Genomic DNA, 25458 nt, shown 5'->3' with positions numbered 1-25458 from the left:
AATGCGGACTGCACACCGGGTTGCAAAATCATCACTGTCATCCTCTTACGCCCACCCAGGCATCTGCCAACCATGTTTCGGTCAGGGCCTTATCACCCTGTCTTAGAAACGCGCGCAGACTCACAGGTCCGGTTCCTTGTTGTTCAAAGTCAAATGCAAGACGCCAACGATTGGTTCCCACAATTTTATAAGCCCCTACAGGTTCTACAACTTTTCCGTTGGTTGCTTCGACCATCGGCACCACGCCGCTTTCGTTGTCGAGGTCATTAAGCGCAGGCCCTTCAAAGTCAATCACCATCTTGCCCACCCCCTGCGGGATCGGGTTGCCCGGGATACCCCCCTGCCCTTGCCGCGTGGCCACCACCGAGGCAACCGCAAGGGTTTCAGGGTCACGCGCGCGCCATTCGATATCATAATCAAACGTCAGGCTATCCCCCCGTTTGACAGGTTTCTCGGGCACCCAATATGCCACGATGTTGTCGAATGTTTCATCTTCGGTGGGGATTTCCACCAATTGCACCACACCGCGTCCCCAGTCGCCCATCGGCTTGATCCACGCAGAGGGGCGGCGGTTATAAAATACGCCGTCATCCTGATAATGCCCAAAATCGCGATCCCGCTGGATCAGGCCGAACCCCTTGGGGTTTTCATCCATAAAGCTGGCCGTGGACACGCCCGCAGGATTGTTGAGCGGCCGCCAGATATGCTCACCCGAACCGGTCCGCATGGCCAGACCGTCACTGTCGTGAATCTCGGGGCGCCAATCCTTGCCGATGGTACGGTCGCGTTCGGAATACCAATACATGCTCGTCAAAGGTGCCACACCCAGCCGTTCGATATCCTTGCGCGCAAACAAATGCGCGCTGATGCGGGTGACATGCCCGTCCTCGCCGGTCAGATCGCGTTTCAGGCCGAAACGGTAGGCACCCGTGATCGACGGACCATCCAGCAACGCCCAAACGCTGATATCCTCGACATCCGATTCCGAAGGCCCCAGCCAGAATGTGGTAAACCGCGGGAATTCTTCGGGCCGGTCCAATCCGGTATCCACAGCAATACCGCGCGCAGACAGGCCATATTGATGCTCTGGCCCGTCGGTGCGGAAATAAGACGCCCCAAGGAAGGAAACCCAATCCGGTTTCATATCCGGCCGCATCACCCGAAACCCGGCAAAGCCATAGCCCTCGGGCAGGTCATGTGCAGGGCTGTCTGCGGGCATGGAGAAAATGTCTTCGTTAAACAGAACCTCCCGCGCGGTCCCGTCCGCACCACGCACATGGATGGTCACCGGTTCGGGGAAATAGCGGCCCGGGTGGAACAGTTGCACAGCAGAATCCGCAGCGCCGGGATACAGGCTTTCTTCGTTGCGGAAACGGATTTTCCAATGCGCGTTATAATCCACCTTTTCGATGAGCTCGGGCGCGGGGTTGGCTGGCGGTACAAAGGCGTTTTGGGACATATACCTTGCTTTCGCGATGACGTCCTCGAAACTCATCGCCTCGGCGGGACCCATCCGCGCCTGTTGCGCCACCGCGCCACTTGCCGCCAAGGTCGCTGCCAGCGCGGCAGACCCTTGCAGAACACTGCGCCTATTCAGGCGACCGCCCCGTCCGGCATCCGCGGCTTTATCCCGATTACGACCCATGTGAGGAAAAGGTGGCTTAAGCGTCATGATGCGCGAACTCCTGTCTGTCTTATCACCGATGCGCTGCGCATGGATCGTTAATTACTATAGGTCGGCTATCTAGAAAGCAGTCGACCACTATCAAGGTAAAGTTGTTACCCAGCTGTTTGCGGGCGTCAATTTGCCCAAATCACAGACAAACAACACTATATTCCGCCCATTTTCTTATCGCCGACGGCATAAACCCGCCGCCCTCCCCGATCACCGGCCCGCATAGCGAAAAAATCCGCATAAGGCGAAAGCCGGCACTTGGAGCATGGCGAATGGCAGACTACTTCACTATGTCAGACATATTGATCAACAATTTGCGAGAAATCGTTATGCAGGACCGGCCCGACACATTGGCCAAGCTCATGGATGATATTTCTGCGCAGGTTCAGTCGGACGAAGTCCAATTGGGCAGTCTTGTTGAAGCTATCGGACAGGCCAGTTTTACCACTCTGCTTCTGATGCCCTCGGTCGCGCTTGTCACACCACTCAGCGGCATTCCTTTGTTTTCCTCCTTGATGGGCATCCTGATTTTTCTGGTCTCGATCCAGATGTTGCTCAGACGCGAACATTTGTGGCTGCCCAAGTGGATGCTGCGCCGCAAGGCCAGCGGTGCGCGTATCAGGGCCGCGCTTGCCCGTATCCGGCCTGTGATGGTCTGGCTTGATCGGCACACCTGCGAACGGCTCACCATTTTTATGCACAGGCCCCCGATCTTTATTCCGCAAATCCTGTGCGCCGCCTCCGGATTGGTGATGCCCCTGTTCGAGCTGGTCCCGTTTTCATCCACCCTGATCGGTATGGCGATTACATTGCTATCGCTTGGGATGCTGGCCCGCGACGGCTTGTTTATCCTGCTGGGTTTTGTGCCCTACGGCGCATTGGCCTTCCTGATCTTTTCAGCCAGCTGAAACCGCCTGCTCATTCACTGACTTCAAAAAGCCCCGGCTCAAGATCCGCCCAAAAGGCGACGATTGTTTTACTGTTGAGCGCCGACATCCAGCCATGGCGATCAAAGTCGGCAATCAGAACAGGGTCGGACAGGCGACTGCGGAACAGGGCGCGATCCGCGTCGCGCCGCGTGGGAGAGCGGGACGCAACCGCCTCTTGCACTGCCTTGAGCCGTTTGGCCCGATCGGTTTCCGGCACAGCGGGCTGTGCACCAACCTTGGTGAAATCCTCGTCGATGGCGCGGCGCAGATAGCTGACGGGGCTTTTCACCTCACCGCGTTCGGACACATAGGCCAGCTTTTCGCTGACGTAATCCTCACCATGCTGCGTCAGCCACTGGCGGGCCAGCCGGTCACTCACCCCCAACGCGCGCAGCGCAGCATAGACCTCGCCCTTGCGCAGCCCTGCTCCGTCATCGATATCAAGTATAGACAGCTGCGGATTACGTTTGATCAACAGGCGGATATGGCTGACCGCCCTGCCCTCTTTGCGGATCTCGGGTGTGATCATGATGTCCGAAACCTTGTTCACCTCTGCCACCGCAGGTTTGATGATCTTGGCGTTGAGATGCTTGTAACTCTCGTAATACTCCGATCCGTCAACGCCCATCAGGCGGCGGAATGTCTCGAGCGGCCACCAACCGGTCGAGCCTGTCCCGATAAAGCGGAAACAGTTTTCATAAAGCGCCAGCGCATGGCCGCCGGTAAACTGGCGTTGGATATTGAGATTGATCAGCGCAAATACTTTGGGATCGTGCAGCTTTTCCGCCAGCGCGGGGGAATAGGCATATTCGCACACGCCATCCTTTAGCTTGGCAAACGACAGCAGCGCCGAGACACCCCACTCCTGCCGTCCTTTTTCATCCAGCATATCCCATTCGGCCACCGTCTCGGCCAAGCCGCGCAAAGACGCCTTGAGCGACTCGGTATCGTTGGAGTTGTAGCCGATCATCATGCACAATGTGCGCGCATCAATGCGGTGGGTGCTGCGCGATATCAGCGTGTCATAAGCGTTGAGCAACAGCACATTCGACAGCTTGCGCTGCAATAGCGTCAGCTTCCCCGAGACATGGATTGCCGCGACATTCTTTTTCACGGACGGTCGGCGCAACGCCCCCGTCAATCTGGTGTTGTCATCTGCGTTCATGGCACTGCTCTTTTTTTCACCACCTTACCCCAATGGGGACCCGCCGTAAAGCCGCGCGTGGGTTCCTATAGCGCCATTGCTTTGCGCCGCCGCTCATGGATTAAAGGGACCCAAATACGGGAGCGTTTCACGGCCTTGTTCGAGGCATCGCGACCAACTAGGCTCTAATCCGTTAATAATAGGCTCTACCCGGATTCGGGTGCCTCCTTTCCCGCGAATCGGAGTCCTTTATCCTGTGTTTGGGTTCCCTTGATCCTGCAATCGGGTACCCTTCACCCTGAATTCAGGTCCCCAAAGTGGTCTAAGGTACTGTATTTATGTGGGGAAATGTAGGCTATACTATCTAAAGATAGATAAAGAAAACAAACTCTGTGTTGTCTTCTTTTTTAATTATCAGGTTTCGCGGCGAAACCACAACAAGAGGATGGTGATGTGAGAAGATTTCTGTGATATTGCAGAAAACAACGAACATAGTGAGGCAAACACATGGCGAGCAAGGACACCCCCCTTCCCCCTTATTACAACATCGACCCGGAAAAAGCAGCAAGTCGTCTGGCCGATCCTGTTACCACAGCGCGATTTGCAAAAGCCGCGAATTTTGCAGCGAAAGGCCGCGATGATCTCGCGCGGCGCGGCTATTCCCCCGACGGGAAAAAGCACCTGCGTAAATTCTCGACGTGGGAAATCTGTAAATACCTTATCCCACTTGCCCCGGCCCATTTCCGCCGCGTGCTGAAACAACACCCCGACCTGCCCCAAGGCTCTGGCGAGGGGGGGTCGAAATGGTTCACCCTCGAAGAAGTGTTACAGCTGAGACAGCATTTCGCCGCCGAAGGGGCCGCGGACCGCGAATACCTGCCCTACCGCCCCGAAGGGTTGCCCGCCAAAGTGCTAGCCGTGGCGAACTTTAAAGGCGGCGTTGGTAAAACCTCGACCTGTGCGCATCTCGCGATGAGCGCCGCGTTGGATGGGTACAAGGTGCTGGTGATTGATCTGGACAGCCAAGGGTCGATGACTTCGATCATGGGCGGCACGGTCAAGGACGAATGGGAAACGGCCTTTCCGCTGATTGCTAAACACTTCGCGGGGCATCTGGCCGCTGAAAACAGCGTGTTGGCTGCGGGAGGTTTCGCGACGAAACCTCTGGACGAAACGCTGCAAGCGGCAGCCGAAGTAACCGCGGATGACGTGATCCAGAAAACCCACTGGCCCAATATTGATCTGATTGGCGCGCAATTGAACCTTTATTGGGCCGAGTTTCAGGTCCCCGTATGGCGGATGCAATTGCGGTCTTGGCCGCTTTGGGATGCGCTTGGCGGGTTTCTGGAGGATGGAGGGCTGTTGGATAAATACGATCTGATCTTTCTCGATACGCCCCCTGCCCTTGGCTATCTCACGATCAATGCTTTGGCTGCGGCAGATATCCTGCTGGTGCCGCTTGGCGCGTCCTTCCTTGAGTTCGATTCGACGGGGCGGTTTTTTGACATGCTCTATTCCACATTTGCCAGCATCGAGGACGGCGAGAATATGACCCGCGCGGGGGCGGGATTAGAGGAAGTCCGGTTTGAATGGGACGCCGTGCGCGCCATGATCACCCGTTTTGATCCGGCACAGCAGACCGATCTTGCCAATGTGATGCAGGCCTATTTTGGCGACTTTATGACCACCTACCGGCAGGATTTTACCGCTATGGTCGGGCAGGCCGGTGAGCAGGTCAGCGGGATTTATGAGGCCGATTACCGTGAATTTAACCGCGACACCTATGTGCGGGGCCGCGAGACATTCGACCGCACATGGGGCGAGGTGAAAGAAATCATATTGGGTTGCTGGTGGCGTGACCTGCAAATGAACGCAACGCCCGACGCGGCAGCACAGGAGTAAGATATCATGGCTAAACGTCGTAAGCTCACCGCGCCAAGCGTCGAACACCTCAACCAGATCGAAGAGGAGTTTCGCCGCGAAACCTCTCCCAATCCGGGGATGGCGCCGATTGCCCAAGTGGCAGCGGAGAACGCTATGAATGTAAATGTTATTGATCCGGTCACGCGTGCCAAATTGGCCGAGCTGGATAAACACCGCGCCGCAGAGGCACATGGTCTGGTGGCGCGGCTGATCCCGATTGACGCGGTTGATCCCTCGCTTTTGACCCGCGACCGGATGGAACTGAACACTGATGATTTTGCAGAGCTGAAGGCCGCGATCCTTGCCAACGGGCTGCGTATGCCCATCGAGGTTTGCGAGCTGGAACCCGTAGAGGGGCAGCCGCGCTATGGGCTGATTTCGGGCTACCGCCGGTTCCGCGCGGTGAGCGAATTGCGCGGCCAGCCGGGGCAGGCGGCAGGCGTGATCGAAGCCTTGGTGCGGCCTGCGGTCTCGGCGTCGGCCAGCATGGAAGCAATGGTCGAGGAAAACGAAATCAGGGCGGACCTGACCCAGTTCGAGCGCGGGCGCATTGCGGTGCTGGCTGCGCAGAATGGTATCTACAAAGACGTCGAGGAAGCCACCGCGCAATTGTTTGCTTTTGCCTCCAAGGCAAAGCGGTCCAAGATCCGTTCATTTGCCAAAGTGTTCGAAGGGCTGGGCGATGTCCTGAGCTTTCCTTTGGCGTTGAAGGAAAAGCAGGGGCTGACGCTGGCGGCGGGGTTGCGTGACGGGGCAGGGGATGCGTTGCGTGATGCGCTTGCCACTGCAGAGCCTGCGGATGCTGCCGATGAATGGGCCGTGGTCGAGCAGGTGCTGGAGCGTCTCGCAGCCAAGCCGCCAACGGACAGCAAGGACCGTGGCGGCCGCCCCAAAACGCAGATGGAGTCGGTAAAGACCGGACGCGGCACGCGTATCGCATGGGGCCGAAAAGGGCAGGGGGTCGTGATCCAACTGGACGGGACGATCAAGGATGCCGATCTTGAAAAAGCGATCGAACTATTGCGTGAAGCGTTGTAGTTTTGTGAATGTATTCAGTGCTTTATGAAGTTATGGTGTCTAATTATCCTTGACAACTTCCACATAGGGGGTGCGCGGGCCAGAATAGGGCCCGCGCGCAGTTTTTGTGAGCTTGCGACCCCAGTGAAGCAGGACGGCGGGGGAATAGAGCCTAACCAACAGTCCCGGATTGATCTTTCTGGTGAGACAAAGGTGATTTTTGTACCGTTTAGTGAACGGCAACTGAGGGTTGCCTTTGGTGGACACCCGCGATTTAGCAGCGTAAAGGAACCGTGAAGAAGGGCAAATTCAGCCCATATATTTACGGGATACAGATAGGTTTATGTTCAACCGAGTTTCTCAGCTTTTCTCACGCTATGCCTCGCATCACGGGCAAATGAAGGCTCCGGGCTTTCCTCTCGTTGGTATGGACGGCGAGATGTTCGGAATGGTCGATCATATTCTTGTTCAGGGAGGGCGGTTGACTGTCGAAGGGTGGTGTTTCGCATCCTCCGTTGGACTTAAATCCGGAGGGGAATCTGACCATCAAACGCCCTCATTGACCCGCAGCGATGTCACCAGCCATTACGAAAATGACGCGTTCCCCACACCAGGGTTCAGCCTGAATGTCCGCTATGATCAGGGTCACACAGTGTTTTGGGTGATGCACGATGATGAGCGTTATGTCTTTACCTTGGACAAGTTTGCACAGGCCGATTTTACCCGAATGCGCCGGCAGCAAATTCTGCCTTTCACAGGGGCAGCTCTGACCGCGATACCGGCTGCTGCGCGCTGGTATACAACGCGGGATTTTGCCGCGCGAGCGCGGGTGAAATCAATCTTGGGGCTGCACGAAACGGTTGCCTCGGCACTGGTCAATGAAGCCCTGTTTGCAGAGGATGGCGAGCCGCCGCTGGCGGCCAGCGCTGATACGAAAATTACAATTGTGCTGCCGGTCTACAACGCGTTCCACTTGCTGCCCGATGTTCTGGAGCGGGTTCTTGCCCATACAGATCTGCCCTATCACCTCATCATAATCGAAGATAAATCTACGGATGAACAGGTGCGCCCGTTCTTGCGCAGCTGGCATGCGGCATTACCCGAGGCCACGCGCGCGCACATCGAGGTTCTGGAGAATGAGGAAAACCTCGGTTTCATCCGCTCGGTGAACCGTGCGTTTGATCGGGCGATCAGCCTGGGCAATCATGTTGTGCTGCTGAATTCGGATGCGTTTGTACCGCAGGGCTGGGCCAGCCGTCTGTTAGGCCCTGTGTTAGAGCATGATAACGTGGCAACGGTCACGCCGATGTCGAATGACGCTGAAATCTACAACGTTCCCGTGATCTGTGTGCGCAGTGATCTGGAAGAGGGTGTTGCGGACCGTATTGACGCCGCGGCGCAAAAGTTTTCGTCGACTGCTGTCCTTGCCGAAGCTCCGACAGGGGTCGGGTTTTGTATGGCGATGAACATCAAATACCTCAAGTTAGAGCCACAGTTGGATACAATCTTTGGCCGTGGCTATGGCGAAGAGGTGGATTGGTGCCGGCGGGTCAAGGCCCGCGGGGGCCGGCATCTGGGTCATGCCGGTTTGTTTGTTGAACACCGTGGCGGGACTTCTTTCGGGTCTGAAGAAAAGCTCAAACTGGTCTTGGCGAATAACCAGATTATTTCGCAGCGCTACACTGGCTATGACCAGATGGTGCAGGACTTTATCCACAACGATCCGATGAGCTCTCCACGTCTGGCGCTATCGCTTGCCTGGGCGGATGCGCAGGCGGCTGTGGCGGGGTCCGGTCCGGTGCCAGTCTATATCGCCCATGATATGGGGGGCGGTGCCGAGCATTATCTGGAGCGCAGGATCGAGGGTGATCTTGAGACCGGTGCTGCGGCTGTTGTTCTGCGTCTTGGAAGTGCGCATCGCTGGAAGGTCGAAGTGCACAGTGAACAAGGCATGGTGAGCGGCGCTCTGGAAGAAATGTCGCATTTGATGGAGCTGATGGATCTGCTGTCCGCGCGTCATGTTGTGTATTCCTGCGCAGTCGGTGACCGTGATCCGATCGAAGTGCCTGCATTGCTGGACCGGTTGTCAGCCGGATCGGCCCATAGTCTGGATGTGTTGGTGCATGATTTCTTTCCTGCAAGCCCGTCTTATACCTTGCTGGACGCTGATGGGGTGTATCGCGGCATGCCTGTTGCCGGTCACGGGGATAAAGCACACCAAATGCGCAGGCCTGATGGCAGCACTGCTACGCTGCGCGAGTGGCGACAGGCATGGGGGGCGACATTGGGCAAAGCAGACTATGTTACGGTGTTCTCCCAAAACAGCGCTGATCTGATGCTACAGGCCTATCCCGATATTGCAGCGCAACTGCGGGTCATGCCGCATAGTATGCTGCATGATGTGCCGCAGACGCCCGTGGGCGGGGGCAAAGACGGCCTGCCTGTTATTGGTGTTCTGGGCAACATCGGATTGCAGAAAGGTGCCAAGGTCCTACAGGATCTAAGCCGGCATCTGGCGCAGACGCGTCAGGCCCATCTGGTTGTGGTCGGGAATATAGATCCGGCTTACGCTTTGACCGCTCCTGCAAAGGTTCATGGGTCTTACAAGCTGTCGGATATTCCGGGACTTGTTCAGAAATACGGGATTACGGATTGGTTGATGCCCTCGATCTGGCCCGAGACGTTCTCTTATGCCGTTCATGAGGTCATTGCGACGGGTTTGCCTGTCTGGAGTTTTGATCTGGGGGCGCAAGGGGATGCGGCACGCGCTGCAGCCCAGGAGCGTGGGCAGGGCGGGGTCCTTGAGCTTGACTTGCATGACCCTGAATTTGGGCCGATGCTGGATACAATTTTAAAAGACGCAAAGGTACAACCTGATGAGTAGCGTATCTGTTCCTTACTCCCGACTGCGCGGAAAAGGGGTCGAGGTTCTGAGCCGCGGTCCTTCCTTATCGCTCAACCTGCCCAAAAATACGCGGCTTGAGGCACCTTCGTCTTTGAAATGGACGCAGTATGAACATTCGATCCATTTGGGCGCGTTTTCATATCAGGTGTCAGGCTATTGTTTTGCGGCACGCATCGGGCGCTATTGTTCGTTCGGCGAAGATATCCAGATCGGGCGGCAGGATCACCCGCTGACATGGGCCAGCACCAGCCCTGCATTCTATTTGCACGATAACCTGTTTTCCCTGAAGGGGGGGTTTGAAGGCGCAGAAGAATACCACAATTACAAGTTCAACAACGGTCAGCCCCCTACCAAGGTCCAGATCACTAACATTGGCAATGATGTCTGGATCGGCCATGGTGCGATGGTTAAAGCGGGGGTCACCATAGGTGATGGTGCCATTGTTGCAGCGAATTCTGTCGTTGTGAAAGATGTGCCGCCTTATGCTGTGGTTGCGGGTAATCCGGCCGTGATTAAGAAGTTCCGTTTGCCCCCCTCGCTTATCGCTCCGATGTTGCGCAGCAAATGGTGGCAGTTCGCCCCATGGCAACTGGATCACCTGTCTCCTACCAAGCCGGGCGAGTTTGCGCAGGGCGTGCTCAAGATGAATGGGCAGGTTGAACCCTTTGCCCCCACTGTCGTTGATTTGTCGAAAGAAGAAGAATGAGCACTGTAGTTTTCTTACATATTCCTAAAACCGCAGGGCAGACTGTTCATAATGCATTGGTGCCGGCCGTTGGCGGCCCTGCGCATGTGTCACCTATCCGCGTCCACACACAGGCGCCCAAGGGGCCACAAATGCCGGAAGGATACAGTCTCTATTCAGGGCATATCGACTGGACCGAGCTGGATACGCTACCAGAGGACAAATTCGTTTTCAGCGTGCTTCGGGACCCTCGGGAGCGGATCGCGTCGTTCTTTTTGTATCTCTACAAAGAGGCGCAGGCTCTGTCTAAAGAAGATCTTGCGTTACCCCAGAACACGGGCAAGCGCCGTCTTCTGGAGAACAGTGCAGATGAATATTTCCTGGGTGGGAATCCAAGCTGGCAACGGTTTATCCGCGATCATTACGACAATTTCTACTGTACCTATTTCGCTACCCGTCTGATGCGGGGATATGCGCAGGTGGTTGATCTGCCTCTGGAAGAGCTGTTGCTGCGTGCCCAGCGGGGGCTGGCGCAGTTGGATGCGGTGTATTCCACCAAGGACCTGAGCGGGTTGGAGGATGATATCGAGCGCTACCTTGGCAAAAAGATCAGTGTCACCAAGACCTATCATAACAAGGGCGCTGCCCCTCAGGGGGAAGCGCGCTGGCCCAAACTGCTGGAACGTCTGGAAAAGGACGAAACCCGCGAATTGTTGGAAAGCTTTGTCTGCAAGGACGAGGCTCTGATGAAGAGGATCGGCAGGGAATAACCTGCCGATTTAGCCTTTTTAGGGTCTGGTTTAGCCGTCATTCACCAGTCGGCGGTGGCCGCGGTACAGCAGGGTCAGCCCTGCGAGAAAACACAGCATTGATATGCCAAAGACATATATTAGAGATACGTAGGGCGCGTCATAATTGGCATAAAACCCACGGCGCATCAGCCCGACCACATGCACTATCGGATTGTACCAAAGAATGTCCCGGTAAGGTTGCGGGATGGTATCAAATAGAAAAAAGATACATGAAATGATGAACAACGGGCGCATCAGGATCGACCATGTGCGTTGCCAGACTGGAAAGCGGAGAAATAGGTAGCAATTGAACGTGCCAACGCCCAAGGCCAGACAGGCCGCCATGAAAAATCCCAGAACGACAGTGGGGTAGTCAGGCACGATTTTGGTGTCAAAGAATGTCAGGATTCCGAATAGGACCAGATAGGCAACTAAAAGCTGGGTCAGCAAATTGACGAAAAACCGCGCCAGGATCGCATCCAGATAGGTCACGGCAGGGTAGGCCAGCAGCGGTTTGGAAAATAATATTGACAACGATACTTTGCCGGACAGATCCGAATACATCAAAAAGGGCAGCATTCCCGAGGCGTAGAACAGCGGGAAACTAATGCCGAGGGCAGGCGATCTAAATCCTGCCGAGAAAATTATAGTGAGCAAGGCAATGCCAGCAACAGGCTCTAACACGGCCCAAAGATAGCCTCCGGGCGAGCGGCCATAGGTGGTGACCATTTCGCGCAGGACCAGCGCAAGGATCGTGCGCATACTGGCAAGCCGCCGTTTGCTGCGGTGTAATGTGTTGGGGCCTTGCGGCAGAGGCAAAGAAGACATCAGGCACCTTTTCACGGTGTTGGCAGATTTATATCACAGCAAGTTGCTGCTTGAGGTGTGATCGCATCTCAAGCTTTGGTATTCAAAGTGTTCTGCTGGTATGATTAAACGCAACGAGCAAAAAAAGAAACACATCGGAGAGCGTGTACGTGTCACAGGTTGCCCCAACAAACAATAAGGCCGCGCCGGCGAAAAAGGCACCTGTGGTTCCACCAACCGCCGGTCCCGCGCGTCCGCGTCGCCGTCACCGTTTGGCGCTGCTGAGTGCTTTTTTCATTGTGGTGGTTCCCGTCGGCGTGTTGGCCTTTTATCTTTGGTTTGTGGCAGCCAGTCAGTTTTCATCGACGGTCGGCTTCTCTGTGCGCAAAGAAGAGGTCGGGTCGGCGGTAGAAATTTTGGGCGGTATTACCGAGCTGTCGGGATCGTCCTCCTCTGACACTGATATTTTATACGAATACATCCAGAGCCAGAAAATGGTTACTCTGGTGGATGACCAGCTTGATCTGCGCAGCCTTTGGTCCAAGCCGGCCTTTGATCCGGTGTTTGCCTACGATAGTGACGGAACGATCGAGGACCTGATCGACTATTGGGGCAAGATGGTGCGTGTCTATTATGACAGCGGCAGTGGCTTGATCGAAGTGCGGGTGCTGGCGTTTGATCCTGATGATGCGCAGAAGATTGCCCAGGCTATTTTCGTCGAAAGCTCGGACATGATCAACGAGCTGAGCGCGGTCGCGCGCGAAGATGCTGTGAGATATGCCCGTGACGAGCTTGATACAGCTGTCGAGCGGCTGAAGTCGGCCCGTGAAGCGATCACACGGTTTCGCAATGACAACAGGATTGTGGACCCTACTGTAGATTTGCAGACCCAGGAAGGGCTGTTGGGGACGTTGCAGACGCAGTTGGCCGAAGCGTTGATTGATCTGGATTTGCTGTTGGCGACCTCACAAAACAACGATCCACGTGTTGGCAATGCCGAGCGCCGTGTCGAAGTTATTCAGGTCCGCATCGAAGAAGAGCGCCGCAAGCGCGGTATCAGAGGCGATGCTGATGACGGGGAGAGTTTCACGACGTTGGTAGGTGAATACGAACGCTTGGTCGTGGACCGTGAATTTGCGGAACAGACATATGTGTCATCTTTGGCTGCACGTGATGCCGCGCTGGCCGAAGCCCGCCGCCAAAGCCGTTATCTTGCCGCACATATCCAGCCCACATTGGCCGAGCGTTCCTTGTTCCCGCAGCGGGTGACGATACTGGGGTTGTTTGCGCTGTTTATGTTTATGGCATGGGCGATTTCGGTGTTGGTTGCCTATTCACTAAAAGACCGCCGCTAGAAGGCTGGCCCGATGATCGAGTTTCGCAACCTGACCAAAGTTTTCTACCTGCGCGGCCAGCGTAAGGTGGTTGCCGATAACATCAATGCTGTCTTTCCCACGGGGCGTTCTGTCGGGTTATTGGGGCGCAATGGTGCGGGCAAATCGACCTTGCTCAAGATGATTGCAGGCACGATGGACGCGACCGAGGGAAAGATCGTTTCGGATGGTTCTATTTCCTGGCCTGTCGGGTTTGCGGGGTCATTCCACGGAGAGCTAACAGGTGGGCAAAACGCGCGCTTTATCGCGCGTATTTACGGCGTGGATACGGATGAACTGGTTTCCTTTGTACGTGATTTTGCAGGGTTGGGTGGTCATTTTGATTTGCCGTTCCGGACCTATTCATCGGGGATGAAATCGCGTTTGGCATTTGGCGTTTCCATGGCTGTACCCTTTGATACCTATCTTGTGGATGAGGTGACATCGGTTGGGGATGCGACATTCCGTAGGAAAAGTGCGGAGGTGTTCCAAGCCCGCATGAAGCATGCCGGTGCGGTTGTCGTGTCGCACGGGATGAATCAGATACGCCAGCTATGTGATGCGGGTGCGGTGTTGGAGAACGGCAAGCTGTATTACTATGATGACGTGAACGAAGCGATCGCGCATCACAATGAAAACACCTCTAAATAAGACTTGTTAGTCTCTATTATATCCGCCTTAGCAGCGCGGCGAGGTAAACGCAGGCGGTGCTGAACCGACCTTGACGGCGTACGCCCAGACGGGCCAGCATCAAAGGGCTCCGCGGGCGTCTTGCAAAGCTGTCTAATGCGCTACGGGCATCAGGAGTAAGCAACGCATTGCAGGCCTGTAGAGCCTTGGTATTTGCATCAAGCCAGCTGCCATAGGTTGTCCCGAGCACCTGCATGCCCCGCTCGAATGTGGCGCGCCAGCCGTTGTGGGCCCCCATCAGGTTAGCGGCATGTTGGCGGTACAGGACTGTTGGATGTCCATCCACAACCACCTGTCCCCCTGCAGCGGTGACCAGAAGATACAGCCACCAGTCGTGATAGGGGATACCTTCGGGCACGCCTGCTTTGCGCACTAGCTCCAGCGCGGTCGGAGAGAGCACGGCGCTATGGCCGCTGACGATGTTCTGGACCAGTGCATTGGCAAAATGGGGAGTCGCATTGCCCGTGTTGGAGGATCCGATTTTGGTCATGGCATTGTCGACATGTATGTTTTGCGCGCCATACAGACAGGGCGTATCCGTGATTTGAAGGGAGCTGAGGGCATGATCGAGTTTTTCAGGAAGCCAGATATCATCTTGATCTGACAAGGCGGTGATGCCCGCAGGGAAATCGGGGTGGCACAGCAGGGACAGATAGTTGCTGACCACGCCTTTACGGGGGCCTTTGATCACACGCACGGGATGTTCTGCGCCATGTTCGCGGGCAAATTGCTGGATGATTTCAAGGGTCGCATCACTGGACCCGTCATCACTGACCCAGAGGGACCAGTTCGTGTGATGTTGATCCAGATAACTCTCCAGCTGCGCGCGCAGATGCGCCTCGCCGTTGTAGGTGCACAAGGCGATGGTGATATGGGCGGCGTTGGCGGGGGTGTTCGGATCAGTCATAGGCGGCCTTTACACTTAATTTCAACGAAAGTCTTTGGAAAGGTCATGAATTCGCCACGGGGTTTGCGTGGGAAGGGCAGAGCCGGAAGTTACCAGTTTCGAGGTGAGTGAAATTGGGCAAAGGAAGGCTTGGGGTGAGCTATTTCGAGCATCTGTATAATGTATCCGGATTAGAGGCTTTGGCCCCGTCCGGTTTGACAGGTCTGCAATTGGTCCAGCAAGGGGGGCAGACATTTTTGCAGGCGGCAGGCCGCGAGGCGGGGCAGGCTTTTGCGTGGAATGTGACCGGCAATCGGGCCTCTCTTGTTCAAAATGAAATTCTACAAACGGCGTCGGGTCTGTCGGCACCGGTGGTGATGGATGTGTTGGATTCATCCGAGTTGATCTGGGTTTACGGGGTCGCGGGGCAGGGAGCGGTTTCTTACCGCGTTGCAGCAAACGGGCAGCTGGTAGAGACCTCTAGTCTGGGCGAGCAAACCGGTGTGGTGACGGATGTGGCCACGGGAACCGCACAGGGGCATTCGGTGGTTTTGACTGCGACCCGCGGCGGTGAGGGGCTGGATCTTTGGCTGGAGGGGCGCGGGGGCAATTTCACCCATGTGCAGAACTACCGTCTGGCCGAAAGGGGCGATGGGGTTAGCGTCGAGATGGTCGAGATGGTCGAGGTTGCGGGGCGCACGCTGGCGGTGGTGGCTTCGCTTTATGACAATCGCATATCGAGTTTCGAGGTGGATGCGCAACGCGGGCTGCAACCCTTGTCGCAGGTCGGCGCGGATGACGGTTTGGGAATATCCCAGCCAACGCATCTGGAAGTTCTGGATGTGGGGGGCACGCAGTTTGTTCTGGTTGGCTCTTACGGGACCAGCTCGCTGACCTTGCTGCGCCTTGAGGATGATGGCGCATTGACCCCGTTGCATCAGGTAAATGATGATTTGGATACGCGGTTTCTGGGTGTTTCGGTGATGGAAAGCATCACGATTGACGGGCGTGTCTATGTTGTGGTGGGCGGGCGCGATGACGGGCTGAGCCTGTATACTGTGCTTCCCGAGGGGCGGCTTTTGCACCTGAGTAGCATTGCGGATTCGTTGCTAACGGGGTTGGACAATCCGGCCGCGTTGACCCTGCGCGCTGCGGGAGACGCGATCGAAATGTTTGTGGCAGAAAGCGGCGGGGGCGCGTTGGGCGCGTGGCGCATTGATGTGGGCAGTAACCTGATCCTCGAAGCGGACGATATCGCGGAGGGCACACAAGGCATCCGCGGTAGTAATTTGCAGGCCGGCGACGGGCAGGATGTGCTGATATCGGGTCTGGGCCGTGACACATTGTGGGGCGGGGAGGGCGCGGATGTATTCGTGATGCGCGCGGATGGCGGGCTGGGGGACCGGATCATGGATTTTCAGTTGGGCGTTGACCGGATTGACCTATCCGGGTTCGAGGGTTTTACCGGCCTGTCCAGCATCGTTTTCCAAGACCGTAATGACGGGGTCGGCGTGCGATTGGGCGATGAGTCATTTCGTATCACGGCAATGGAGGGCCAGATATTCACAGGAGCTGATTTTTCACTGGATGATTTCATCTTTAGTGACCGCATCACTGTGGATGCTGCGATCATGGGCCAAGAACGATGGGGCAGCGACGAGGACGAGCGGATCCTGGGGACTCTCTACCGCGAACAGCTGAACGGTAACGGTGGTAATGACACGCTGATTGCAGGGGGCGGCAATGATACGTTGAACGGGGGGGAAGGTGCGGATGACCTGTTCGGCGGGCTGGGAACAGATGTCGCGGATTACACCGGTTCGCGGGGGTCGTTGCGCGTGGATCTGCTGTTTCCTGAAATCAATACCAATGTCGCCACCGGTGATACCTATGACAGTATTGAAAACCTGATCGGCAGTGACGGGCGGGACAATTTACGCGGTACGTTTGATGACAACTGGATTTTCGGTGCCAGCAATGTGGATTACATTTATGGGCGTCGCGGAGATGATACGCTGGAGGGGGGCGTCGGGAATGATGTCCTGTTTGGTGGTGCTGGTGCGGATGTATTGATCGGAGGAATTGGCCTTGACCGTGCTCAATATTCGTCCAGTCGGGTGCCTCTTTTGCTTGATTTGGCATTGCCGGAAAACAACACGGGTGAAGCTATTGGCGATACATACAATAGCATTGAGGATTTGGCAGGGGGGTATGCTGGGGACAGGGTTTTTGGGAACGGGTTGAGCAACCGCCTGTTCGGGCGTCAAGGCGAAGACCGGTTAGATGGACGTTGGGGCGATGATTATTTGAACGGGGGTGCAAATTCGGATACGTTGGTCGGCGGGTACGGCGATGATACGCTGCGGGGGGGGACCCATGGAGATATGTTTATCTTTCATTTCGGCGATGACGTTATCGAGGATTTCAGCGTCAGGTTCGGTGATGTGATTGCATTCCGAACCGCAAACCTGCCGTTTTCTGCTGAGATATCTGTGACACAGGTCGTTTCACAATTAGCGCGGGTGCAGGATGGAGATGTTGTTTTTGATTTTGGAACTGTAGGGTCTTTGACGTTGGAAGATTTTACAGATTTGAACGGGCTCAGTGATCAGATAATCATATTTTAGCCGGAAATGGGCCTGAAATCGAGCGGGGAATGCCACGAAGTGGGCATAATATAAGGGCAGTTTATCGGTGCAATTTCGTTCTGATTTATTCAGGGGCCGGGCTGTAAGGGAATAGGGGATATTTTATGACGATTGGACAAAGTGATAGTGGGCATCATTTTTTGGATGTCGGTGGTGAATGCGCATTATGTGGCTGTGGGTGTAACGACATTGAAGACCAGAGCCTGAATAAAAGCAGCAGTGTTGTTTTCAACGATCTGTCGGAATTCGGGTCAGCCGGCGATGATTTCACGAACACAACCCAGACCACAGGGCGTGTTTCCGTGGGGGAGACCGTTTCGGGGGTGATTGAAACCGTCGGCGATCTGGATTGGTTTGCAATTACACTAGAGGCCAATCAAACGATCAATATTTCCCTGGAGGGTGATACGCTATCAGATCCGTATCTGCGTGTTTTCGATAGCCACAATACGGTTATTGGCATCAATGATGATGGCGGTTCTGGACTGGATTCATTCCTGACCTTCACTGCGTCCACGTCGGGAACCTATTACATCGAAGCAGGCGCCTATAGCGTGCAAACGGGCTCTTATGATCTGGAAGTAACCAGAGGGCAGAGCCTTTCCGAGCAGAGCTATGACCCTATTGATGCCCTGACATGGGGGACGCAATTGGCGGATCCGATGGATATTACCGTTTACTTCGGCACATCCGGATACAGTAGCGGCGTTGTAGTGCCCGGCGTGCCTGCGGTGACTTCGGAAGGGTTCAACGCGTACGAGCGCGCGCGCTTTGCCGAGGCTTTTGACCGCTTGGAGGCGGTTGCGAATGTCAATTTTACCGTTGTGGACACTGCGGAGGAGGCCGATTTTCGTCTGGTCCTTGACACCAATGAATTGCCTTTTGGTTTGCTGGGGTATTTTACCTTGCCGACAGCCACTGGGACGGGGAACGCTCTAGGGGTTTTCAACGGTGATGAGTGGGACCGTTCCGCGGGGGGGAGCCTTGAAGCGGGCGGCGAAGGTTTTGCCACGATCACGCATGAGCTGTTGCATGGACTGGGCATGGCGCATGGGCATGATGATGGCGGCGATTCTGATATTTTGCTTGGCGTTAATGGCGCCTTCGGCAGCTATGGAATACATGGCTTGAACCAAGGTGTTTACACAACGCAGTCCTATAATGGCGGGTTATGGACCGGCGCACCGGGAACGGCACCAACCAGCTATTCATGGGGCCGCGAAGCGGGGCCCATGGCGTTGGACATCGCGGTGATACAGCAATTGTACGGCGCGAACACGTCAACCGCGTTGGGCGATGATGTCTACACATTGGACAGCACAAACGGTTTGGACACAGCATGGGAAAGCATCTGGGACGCTGGCGGGATAGATGAAATTCGTCATTCCGGATCCCTCGGGGCGACAATTGATCTGCGTGCTGCAACTTTGGAAGGTGCTATTGGCGGCGGCGGCTATTTGTCTTCGGGTATCGGGATCGCAGGCGGCCTGACCATTGCAAATGGTGTTGTGATCGAAAATGCGACCGGCGGCGATGGTGCGGATGTTCTGGTTGGCAACGATAGTGACAATGTGCTGAACGGTGGTGCCGGCGATGACACTCTTGGCGGTGGCGCTGGTTCGGACCGGTTGCTGGGCAGTGCAGGGCAAGACCAGTTTGACGGTGGAGATGGTAGCGACATAGTGGACTATGGGGCGTCCCGAGGGTCGCTGCGCGTTGATTTGATATATACTCAGGTCAACACGAATATTGCCGCAGGGGATACATATACAGACATCGAAAACCTGTCAGGTAGTCGCGGATCGGATAACTTGCGCGGAACGCTGGGTGATAACGTTATCGAAGGGCAGGAGAACGTCGATTATATCTATGGCCGTCGCGGCGACGATATTCTGGACGGCGGCATTGGCAGTGATGTTCTCTTTGGCGGTGTTGGGGCAGATATTTTGTTAGGTGGGGAACACCGTGACCGCGCGCAATATTCGCAAAGCCTTGAGGCTTTAATTATTGATCTGATGAACACATCCCGCAACACAGGAGAAGCTGCAGGTGATGTTTATGACAGCATCGAGGATCTGGCAGGTAGCCGTTTTGCGGATGGCGTGTTCGGTGATACGGGCAGCAACAGATTGTTCGGGCGGCAAGGCAACGACCGCCTGTATGGTCGTGCCGGTGATGATTATCTGAATGGTGGTGCAAACAACGACCGTTTGGATGGGGGTGTCGGAAACGATACGCTGCGCGGCGGTCAGAGTGCGGATACGTTTGTGTTTACCGCCGGGCACGACGTGATCGAAGATATGAACCTGGTGCATCGGGATCGCATCGCGTTTAAGGCTTCGACAATCTCTGAGGTTGCCGGCCTGAGCGGAGCAGAGGTGATACAGCAATTCGGGTCGGTTGAAGGGGGGCATGTGGTGCTTCGCTTTGATTCGGACACAAGCCTGACCGTTCAGAATTTCTCGAGCTTGGCCGAGCTGGAAAGCAACGTATTTGTTTTCTAGGGGATCGCGGGTGCGGTCAGAGGGATTGGGGCGTAAGTTTTTGCGACTTGCGCCCCGATCGGGGTAGCCGTTGCATGGGGTCAAGTCGCCCTATGCAGTGGGCGGGCCCCGTGTTACTTTGCGGCAAGGTGTTTGACGATGTGATCTCTAACCCAAGCGGGTGGGGTGTTTAAACGAAATTTTTTGATCCATAAATTGATTTCTCAGAGAGCAGAGCGAAAGATAAAATGAGCAAAAACGTTCTTGTTGTGGGAGGTGCGGGATACATCGGATCGCACACCACATTGGCGCTGAAAGAGGCCGGATTTAATGCGGTCGTCTATGACAATTTTTCATCAGGGCACCGTGATGTGTGTTTTGGCGATGCTCTGGTTGAGGGGGATCTGTCGGATACCGCGAAGTTGACGCAGGTCCTGCAGGATCATGACATAGATAGTGTGATCCATTTTGCCGCCCTGATCGAGGCGGGACAGTCCGTGCTGACGCCTTTGCCGTTTTTCCAGAACAACGTTGCGGGTACGCTATCGCTGTTGGAGGCCATGAATGCGGCCGGGGTAAAGCGTCTGGTGTTTTCCTCAACAGCTGCGGTTTATGGAAATTCCGAGGATGCGGCGCTGTTGTCCGAAAGGCTACCGCGGGCACCGATCAACCCCTATGGGGATAGCAAGGCCATGGTCGAAACCGTATTGGAATCCTGTGTGGCGGCTTACGGGATCGAGGCCATTGCACTGCGGTATTTCAATGCCTGCGGTGCGGACGCACAGGGGCGCAGCGGCGAACGCCATGATCCGGAAACCCATTTGATTCCGCTCATCATTCAAGCGGCTCAGGGCAAACGTGCGCAGATCAATGTCTATGGCACCGATTATGACACGCCCGATGGTACGTGTATTCGCGACTATATCCATGTCAGTGATCTGGCATTGGGGCATGTGGCGGCCGTAACCCATCTGCAACGGACCCGCACTGCCGGATGTACTGCGATCAATCTGGGGACGGGGCAGGGGCAAAGCGTCCGGCAGGTGATTGACGCGGTGCGCCGTGTTTCGGGTGTGGATTTCAAGGTGCACGAAGACCTGCGCCGCGCGGGAGATCCTGCTGTTCTGGTTGCCGATGCACAGCGGGCCAAAGACGTGTTGGGATGGCAGGCGCGTCACAGCGATCTGGAGACAATCATCCGCGACGCTTGGGCCTATGCGAGCAAAACTCAGTAACCTGTTTTAGTTTTAGGTCGCATCGCTTTGGGCCAGTTGGGCCAGAATCTCGTCCAGACTGGTGCGCCAGTCTGGGCGTTTGATGCCGAATGAGGCCGTGGTTTTACTACAGTCCATCCGCGAATTGAGCGGGCGGGTCGCCGGCGTGGGGTAATCCCGTGAGGGAATGCCGGTCACTTCACATTCGATCCCAGATTTTTCAAAGATGCCGCGGGCAAAGTCGGCCCAGCTGGTGTCAGGGGCCCCTGCAAAATGATAGAGGCCTGACAATTCCGGCGCAGTCACAAGCTTTTGTGCGATGGTCACGCAGGCCAGTGCAATTTCGGCGGCACCGGTTGGCCCGCCAATTTGATCGTCAACAACGGTTAGCATGTCCCGCTCTGCGCCGAGGCGTAGCATGGTTTTCACAAAGTTATTGCCATGGGCGGATACAACCCAAGAGGTGCGCAGAACAGCCCACGTGCCCCCCGCTGCGGCGACGGCCTGTTCGCCGGCCAGTTTGGTGCGCCCGTATGCGCCCATGGGGCCGGTTGGATCATGAGGCTGCCAAGGTGTGTCGCCGTCACCTGCAAAAACATAATCGGTCGAGATGGTCACAAAGGGGATGCCCCTGTCAGCGCAGGCCTGTGCCATTGCTGCGGGAGCATCGGCATTGATCAAACGGGCGGTTGCCTCGTCTTCTTCGGCGCGGTCGACGGCTGTGTAGGCCGCAGCGTTAATGACGGCATCGGGGGCATGTTTGCTGATAGCCGCAGCGCAAGCGGCTGCATCTGTCAGGTCGGCGGCGGCACGATCGAGGGTTGTGATCCGTAGTTTGTCTGTGGCCAGCATACGCAATTCGGTTGCGACCTGTCCGCTATGCCCAAAAACAAGGATATCCATCGCGAGCTGCCTTTCTGTTAAGCTTTGAAAATTTGTATATCAGCTATGGATGCGGTGGCCATGGGCATAAAGGTCTCATGTCGCGAATGGTGCTATTCATCCGCAGATATGGCCGCGGCGGTCCTTCAATCAGGCACCGGTGGCTTAATCCATGCCGAACAGATCGCGGGTGAAGACCTTATCCGCGACATCCGCCAAAACATCGGCCTGCCGGTTGGTAACGATCAGATCTGATGATTTTTTGAATTCCTCCAGATTACTCAAGACCCGCGAGCCAAAAAAGTGGCTTTCGGTGAGGAGGGGCTCATATACGATGACCTGAATCCCTTTGGCCTTGATCCGTTTCATGATCCCCTGAATCGAGCTTTGACGATAGTTGTCAGAGCCGGTTTTCATGGCCAGACGGTAAATGCCGACCACTTTGGGATAGGGGGCGCGGCTGATAATCTGGTCGGCCAGAAAATCCTTGCGGGTGCGGTTTGCATCAACAATCGCGCGGATCAGGTTTTGGGGGACGTCTTCGTAGTTTGCTAACAGCTGTTTGGTGTCTTTGGGCAGGCAGTAGCCGCCATAGCCGAACGAAGGGTTGTTGTAGTGGTCGCCAATGCGCGGATCCAGACAGATACCTTCGATGATCTGGCGGCTGTCCATGCCACCGGCCAAGGCATAGCTGTCGAGTTCGTTGAAATAGGCAACGCGCATGGCAAGGTAGGTGTTTGAGAAAAGCTTGATCGCTTCGGCTTCTGATGGGTTGGTGAGCTGTACGGGAACATCGGTGCTTTGCGCACCTTCCAGCATCAAATCCGCAAAACCCCGACCGCGGGCTGTGGTGTCACCCACGACGATCCGGTTGGGGTTGAGATTGTCGTGTAGCGCACGGCCTTCGCGCAGAAACTCGGGGCTGAACAACAGGCGATCTGTGCCCAGCTCGGCGCGCATCCGGGCAACGTATCCCACCGGAATGGTGGATTTGATCACGACGGTACTGTCGGGGCTATGAGCGATTGCCAGCCGGACCACGTGATCCACGCTATTGGTGTTGAACGAATTTGTGTCGGGATCATAGTTGGTGGGCGTGGCCACAATGACCAGATCCGCGCCTTCCAATCCCTTTTTGGCATCTGTGCTGGCGTGTAGATCCAGCGATGTATCCACCAGAAACGCGCTAAGCTCTTCATCAATGATGGGGCTTTTACGCTGGTTGACGAGGTCCACGCGCGCGGCGTCCAGATCAACGCCTGTCACACTGTGATTTTGGGCCAATAACGCAGCATTTGACATGCCCACATAACCCAGCCCGAAAACTGCAATCTTCATCTTATAACTTTTCTTTTTTGCTCTGCCTGAAGGGCACCATAACATGGTTAATGTGGCATGTCTGAGGCTGCTATAGGGTAACTTAGCGCTTATTGCCGAATTTGGAGGTCTGATCGAGCCTGAAATAGGCACACGCATTTTCCGGTTCACGCAATATCGGACTAACCTTGTAACTGATAGTCGGCATGAAACAGGGCAGGCGGAGGCCACGCATAACCGAAGAACTGAAGGAGACCGGAGTGGATGAGAGTCACCGTCGCGTTGGCTGTGTAATACGCGAAACAAAAAATGGGCGAGATCAGTTATTTTTGGACACGCGACGGTGGGATCAGTGATCTGAATCCGGGGGTGCCTTACCCGCTGCAAGCAGGACCCGAGATTGGAGAAATATCTTCAACCCTGCGTGCCCGAGGCAGGCCAGAGCACTATTCCTTCATTGCATTGCTAAGGTCGGAAAAGCCGCGTTCTTTGCCGACCTTAGCTGCTTTTTCTCATCTTCTTATATGCGCGCCGGTCAACATCTGGTTCGCGCCTTAGGTGTTACTTTAGCTCCAGTACTGCCTCGACCTCGACCAAAGCATTTGCGGGCAAAGAGGCTACGTTTACGGCCGTGCGGGCGTGGTGCCCTGCGTCTTCCAGAAGGTCGATGAACAGCTGCGAGGCACCGTTGACGATGAATGGACCTTCACCATAATCGGGGTCGGCCGCGACATAACCGTTTACTTTGACGACACCAGCGATCCTGTCCAATGATCCTGCGACCTGTTTGGCGCAGAACAACAGGTTTAGCGCACACATCTGTGCCGCTTGCTGACCAATGCTGACGTCGAAGCCTTTGGAAATTGGGCCGAAGTATTTTGGCACACCTTCCCATTCACAGATTTGCCCTGACAAGAACAACAGGTTGCCGCTGATCTTACCTGGCAGGAAAAGCGCACGAGAGGGTGCCGAGGGGGGTAGTGTCAGACCCATTTCGGCAAGTTTTTCTTCGATGGTCATATGTCGTCCTTTAAGTTGGCGGCGATCGTTTGTTTATCCGCAAGTTGCCCCTTTGCGGGGCAAAGGTTGCGAAGAATACAGGTGGGGAGCCTATTCAGCAGCTATTGGTTCTTGGGCCCGCAAGCAGGCAACGCGGCGTCGATCCGCAGGCGAGACCATCGCGGGGAGCGCATCATGGCACGCTGACATCACGTGCGGGCAGCGCGGTGCAAAGGGGCATTCCTGCGGAGCGACCTCCAGGGCGGGCGGCGCACCGGGAATGGCGTTCAGCCGAGCACCTTTTTCAATATCATGCAGGTTCGCGGCCAACAGGCCTTGTGTATAGGGGTGGCGGGCATCGCGGATGATCTCATGGGTGGTGCCTTCTTCAATGATTTGACCCGCATACATGACAGCCACACGTTCGGAGATTTCTACCGCCACGCCGATATCATGGGTCACGAAAATCACGCCCATCCCGAATTCTTTTTGCAACTCGCGGAGCAAAAGCAAAATCTGAATCTGCACAGTTGCATCCAGCGCGGTGGTGGGTTCATCCGCCAGCAATAGCTTTGGCTTGCAGGCCAAAGCCAGCGCGATCATGACCCGCTGCCGCATACCGCCCGACAGCTCGTGCGGGTAATTATGAAGGCGGCGGTTGGCAGAGGGGATGCGCACATGGTTAAGCATTTCAAGCGCGGTGGCCATGGCGTTTGCCTTATCCACCCCCTTGTGACGCATAACGGATTCCGCGATCTGATGGCCGATTGTATAGACGGGATCCAATGCTAAAGCGGGTTCTTGGAAAACCATAGAAACGTCGCCGCCGCGGTACCGTTGAAGCGCCTTGCCCGACAAGGTCAGAACATCCGTGCCGTTGACATGGATAGACCCTTCAATTTCCGTGCGTTTGGGCGGCAAGAGGCCTAGTAACGCTTTCAACGTCACCGACTTGCCCGAGCCTGACTCTCCTAACAGCGCCAGTGTTTCCCCTTGTTTCATGTTGAGGGATACATTGTTGATCGCATGGACTGTGCGCTTGCCCTTAAAGCGCAGGGTTAGATTGCGGATATCGAGGAGATCGGTCATG

The 25458-nt window shown here is 55.7% G+C and carries 19 protein-coding genes; 11 read left to right on the top strand and 8 right to left on the bottom strand.

Annotated elements, in window-relative coordinates; translation table 11 throughout:
- Positions 1–37: 37 nt before the first annotated feature.
- A complete protein-coding gene (locus ABJM03_RS03125) occupies positions 38–1672 on the bottom strand; it encodes a glucan biosynthesis protein (protein ID WP_348415431.1) in 1635 nt (544 codons plus the stop codon).
- A 275-nt stretch (positions 1673–1947) separates the two neighbouring features.
- Here ABJM03_RS03125 and ABJM03_RS03120 point away from each other — a divergent pair, with 275 nt between their 5' ends.
- Positions 1948–2583 carry an exopolysaccharide biosynthesis protein gene (locus ABJM03_RS03120; RefSeq protein ID WP_348415429.1) on the top strand — a complete coding sequence of 212 codons (636 nt, stop codon included), beginning with the start codon at positions 1948–1950 and terminating at the stop codon, positions 2581–2583.
- Between the two features lie 10 nt (positions 2584–2593).
- On the opposite strand, the gene ABJM03_RS03115 is transcribed toward ABJM03_RS03120, so the two are convergent.
- Positions 2594–3769 carry a replication initiation protein gene (locus ABJM03_RS03115; RefSeq protein WP_348415428.1) on the bottom strand — a complete coding sequence of 392 codons (1176 nt, stop codon included), beginning with the start codon at positions 3767–3769 and terminating at the stop codon, positions 2594–2596.
- Between the two features lie 486 nt (positions 3770–4255).
- Between ABJM03_RS03115 and ABJM03_RS03110 the strand changes: the two genes are divergently transcribed.
- The 5 genes from ABJM03_RS03110 to ABJM03_RS03090 all read left to right on the top strand — a co-directional run bounded on the left by ABJM03_RS03110 (position 4256) and on the right by ABJM03_RS03090 (position 11048).
- Entirely contained in the window at positions 4256–5650 is a 1395-nt protein-coding gene (locus ABJM03_RS03110; RefSeq protein ID WP_348415427.1) for an AAA family ATPase, read from the top strand.
- A gap of 6 nt (positions 5651–5656) precedes the next feature.
- Complete coding sequence (locus ABJM03_RS03105; protein WP_348415426.1) at positions 5657–6709, top strand: ParB/RepB/Spo0J family partition protein; 1053 nt, start codon at positions 5657–5659, stop codon at positions 6707–6709.
- Positions 6710–7031: 322 nt separating this feature from the next.
- Entirely contained in the window at positions 7032–9572 is a 2541-nt protein-coding gene (locus tag ABJM03_RS03100; RefSeq protein ID WP_348415425.1) for a glycosyltransferase, read from the top strand.
- On the top strand, positions 9565–10299 hold the full coding sequence (locus ABJM03_RS03095; RefSeq protein ID WP_348415424.1) for a CatB-related O-acetyltransferase: 735 nt from the start codon (positions 9565–9567) through the stop codon (positions 10297–10299). Before ABJM03_RS03100 ends, ABJM03_RS03095 begins: the two co-directional genes overlap by 8 nt.
- Complete coding sequence (locus ABJM03_RS03090) at positions 10296–11048, top strand: hypothetical protein (protein WP_348415423.1); 753 nt, start codon at positions 10296–10298, stop codon at positions 11046–11048. Before ABJM03_RS03095 ends, ABJM03_RS03090 begins: the two co-directional genes overlap by 4 nt.
- A gap of 30 nt (positions 11049–11078) precedes the next feature.
- Here the strand turns inward: ABJM03_RS03090 and ABJM03_RS03085 are convergent, their stop codons facing one another.
- Complete coding sequence (locus ABJM03_RS03085) at positions 11079–11897, bottom strand: ABC transporter permease (RefSeq protein WP_348415422.1); 819 nt, start codon at positions 11895–11897, stop codon at positions 11079–11081.
- Between the two features lie 149 nt (positions 11898–12046).
- Between ABJM03_RS03085 and ABJM03_RS03080 the strand changes: the two genes are divergently transcribed.
- Positions 12047–13231 (top strand): capsule biosynthesis protein, encoded by a 1185-nt coding sequence (locus tag ABJM03_RS03080; RefSeq protein ID WP_348415421.1) that lies wholly within the window; start codon positions 12047–12049, stop codon positions 13229–13231.
- A gap of 12 nt (positions 13232–13243) precedes the next feature.
- A complete protein-coding gene (locus tag ABJM03_RS03075; RefSeq protein ID WP_348415420.1) occupies positions 13244–13900 on the top strand; it encodes an ABC transporter ATP-binding protein in 657 nt (218 codons plus the stop codon).
- 16 nt (positions 13901–13916) lie between these two features.
- On the opposite strand, the gene ABJM03_RS03070 is transcribed toward ABJM03_RS03075, so the two are convergent.
- Complete coding sequence (locus ABJM03_RS03070) at positions 13917–14846, bottom strand: glycosyltransferase (RefSeq protein WP_348415419.1); 930 nt, start codon at positions 14844–14846, stop codon at positions 13917–13919.
- A gap of 134 nt (positions 14847–14980) precedes the next feature.
- Between ABJM03_RS03070 and ABJM03_RS03065 the strand changes: the two genes are divergently transcribed.
- The 3 genes from ABJM03_RS03065 (at position 14981) to galE (ending at position 21191) form a co-directional block, all read left to right on the top strand.
- Positions 14981–17452 carry a hypothetical protein gene (locus ABJM03_RS03065; RefSeq protein WP_348415418.1) on the top strand — a complete coding sequence of 824 codons (2472 nt, stop codon included), beginning with the start codon at positions 14981–14983 and terminating at the stop codon, positions 17450–17452.
- Between the two features lie 125 nt (positions 17453–17577).
- Positions 17578–19977 carry a pre-peptidase C-terminal domain-containing protein gene (locus tag ABJM03_RS03060; protein WP_348415417.1) on the top strand — a complete coding sequence of 800 codons (2400 nt, stop codon included), beginning with the start codon at positions 17578–17580 and terminating at the stop codon, positions 19975–19977.
- 227 nt (positions 19978–20204) lie between these two features.
- Positions 20205–21191: a UDP-glucose 4-epimerase GalE gene (galE, locus tag ABJM03_RS03055; protein ID WP_348415416.1), complete on the top strand. Its 987-nt coding sequence runs from the start codon at positions 20205–20207 to the stop codon at positions 21189–21191.
- A 12-nt stretch (positions 21192–21203) separates the two neighbouring features.
- Here galE and rfbD read toward each other — a convergent pair whose 3' ends face one another.
- The 4 genes from rfbD to ABJM03_RS03035 form a co-directional block, all read right to left on the bottom strand.
- Positions 21204–22073: a dTDP-4-dehydrorhamnose reductase gene (gene rfbD / locus ABJM03_RS03050; RefSeq protein ID WP_348415415.1), complete on the bottom strand. Its 870-nt coding sequence runs from the start codon at positions 22071–22073 to the stop codon at positions 21204–21206.
- A 144-nt stretch (positions 22074–22217) separates the two neighbouring features.
- On the bottom strand, positions 22218–23390 hold the full coding sequence (locus ABJM03_RS03045) for a nucleotide sugar dehydrogenase (RefSeq protein ID WP_348415414.1): 1173 nt from the start codon (positions 23388–23390) through the stop codon (positions 22218–22220).
- 540 nt (positions 23391–23930) lie between these two features.
- Positions 23931–24389 carry a RidA family protein gene (locus ABJM03_RS03040; protein WP_348415413.1) on the bottom strand — a complete coding sequence of 153 codons (459 nt, stop codon included), beginning with the start codon at positions 24387–24389 and terminating at the stop codon, positions 23931–23933.
- 90 nt (positions 24390–24479) lie between these two features.
- Complete coding sequence (locus ABJM03_RS03035) at positions 24480–25457, bottom strand: ABC transporter ATP-binding protein (protein ID WP_348415412.1); 978 nt, start codon at positions 25455–25457, stop codon at positions 24480–24482.
- Position 25458 lies beyond the last annotated feature (1 nt).

The sequence above is a fragment of the Sulfitobacter sp. genome, assembly GCF_039977885.1.
Classification (GTDB): Bacteria; Pseudomonadota; Alphaproteobacteria; order Rhodobacterales; family Rhodobacteraceae; genus Sulfitobacter.
This window is presented reverse-complemented; position numbering and strand designations above follow the sequence as displayed.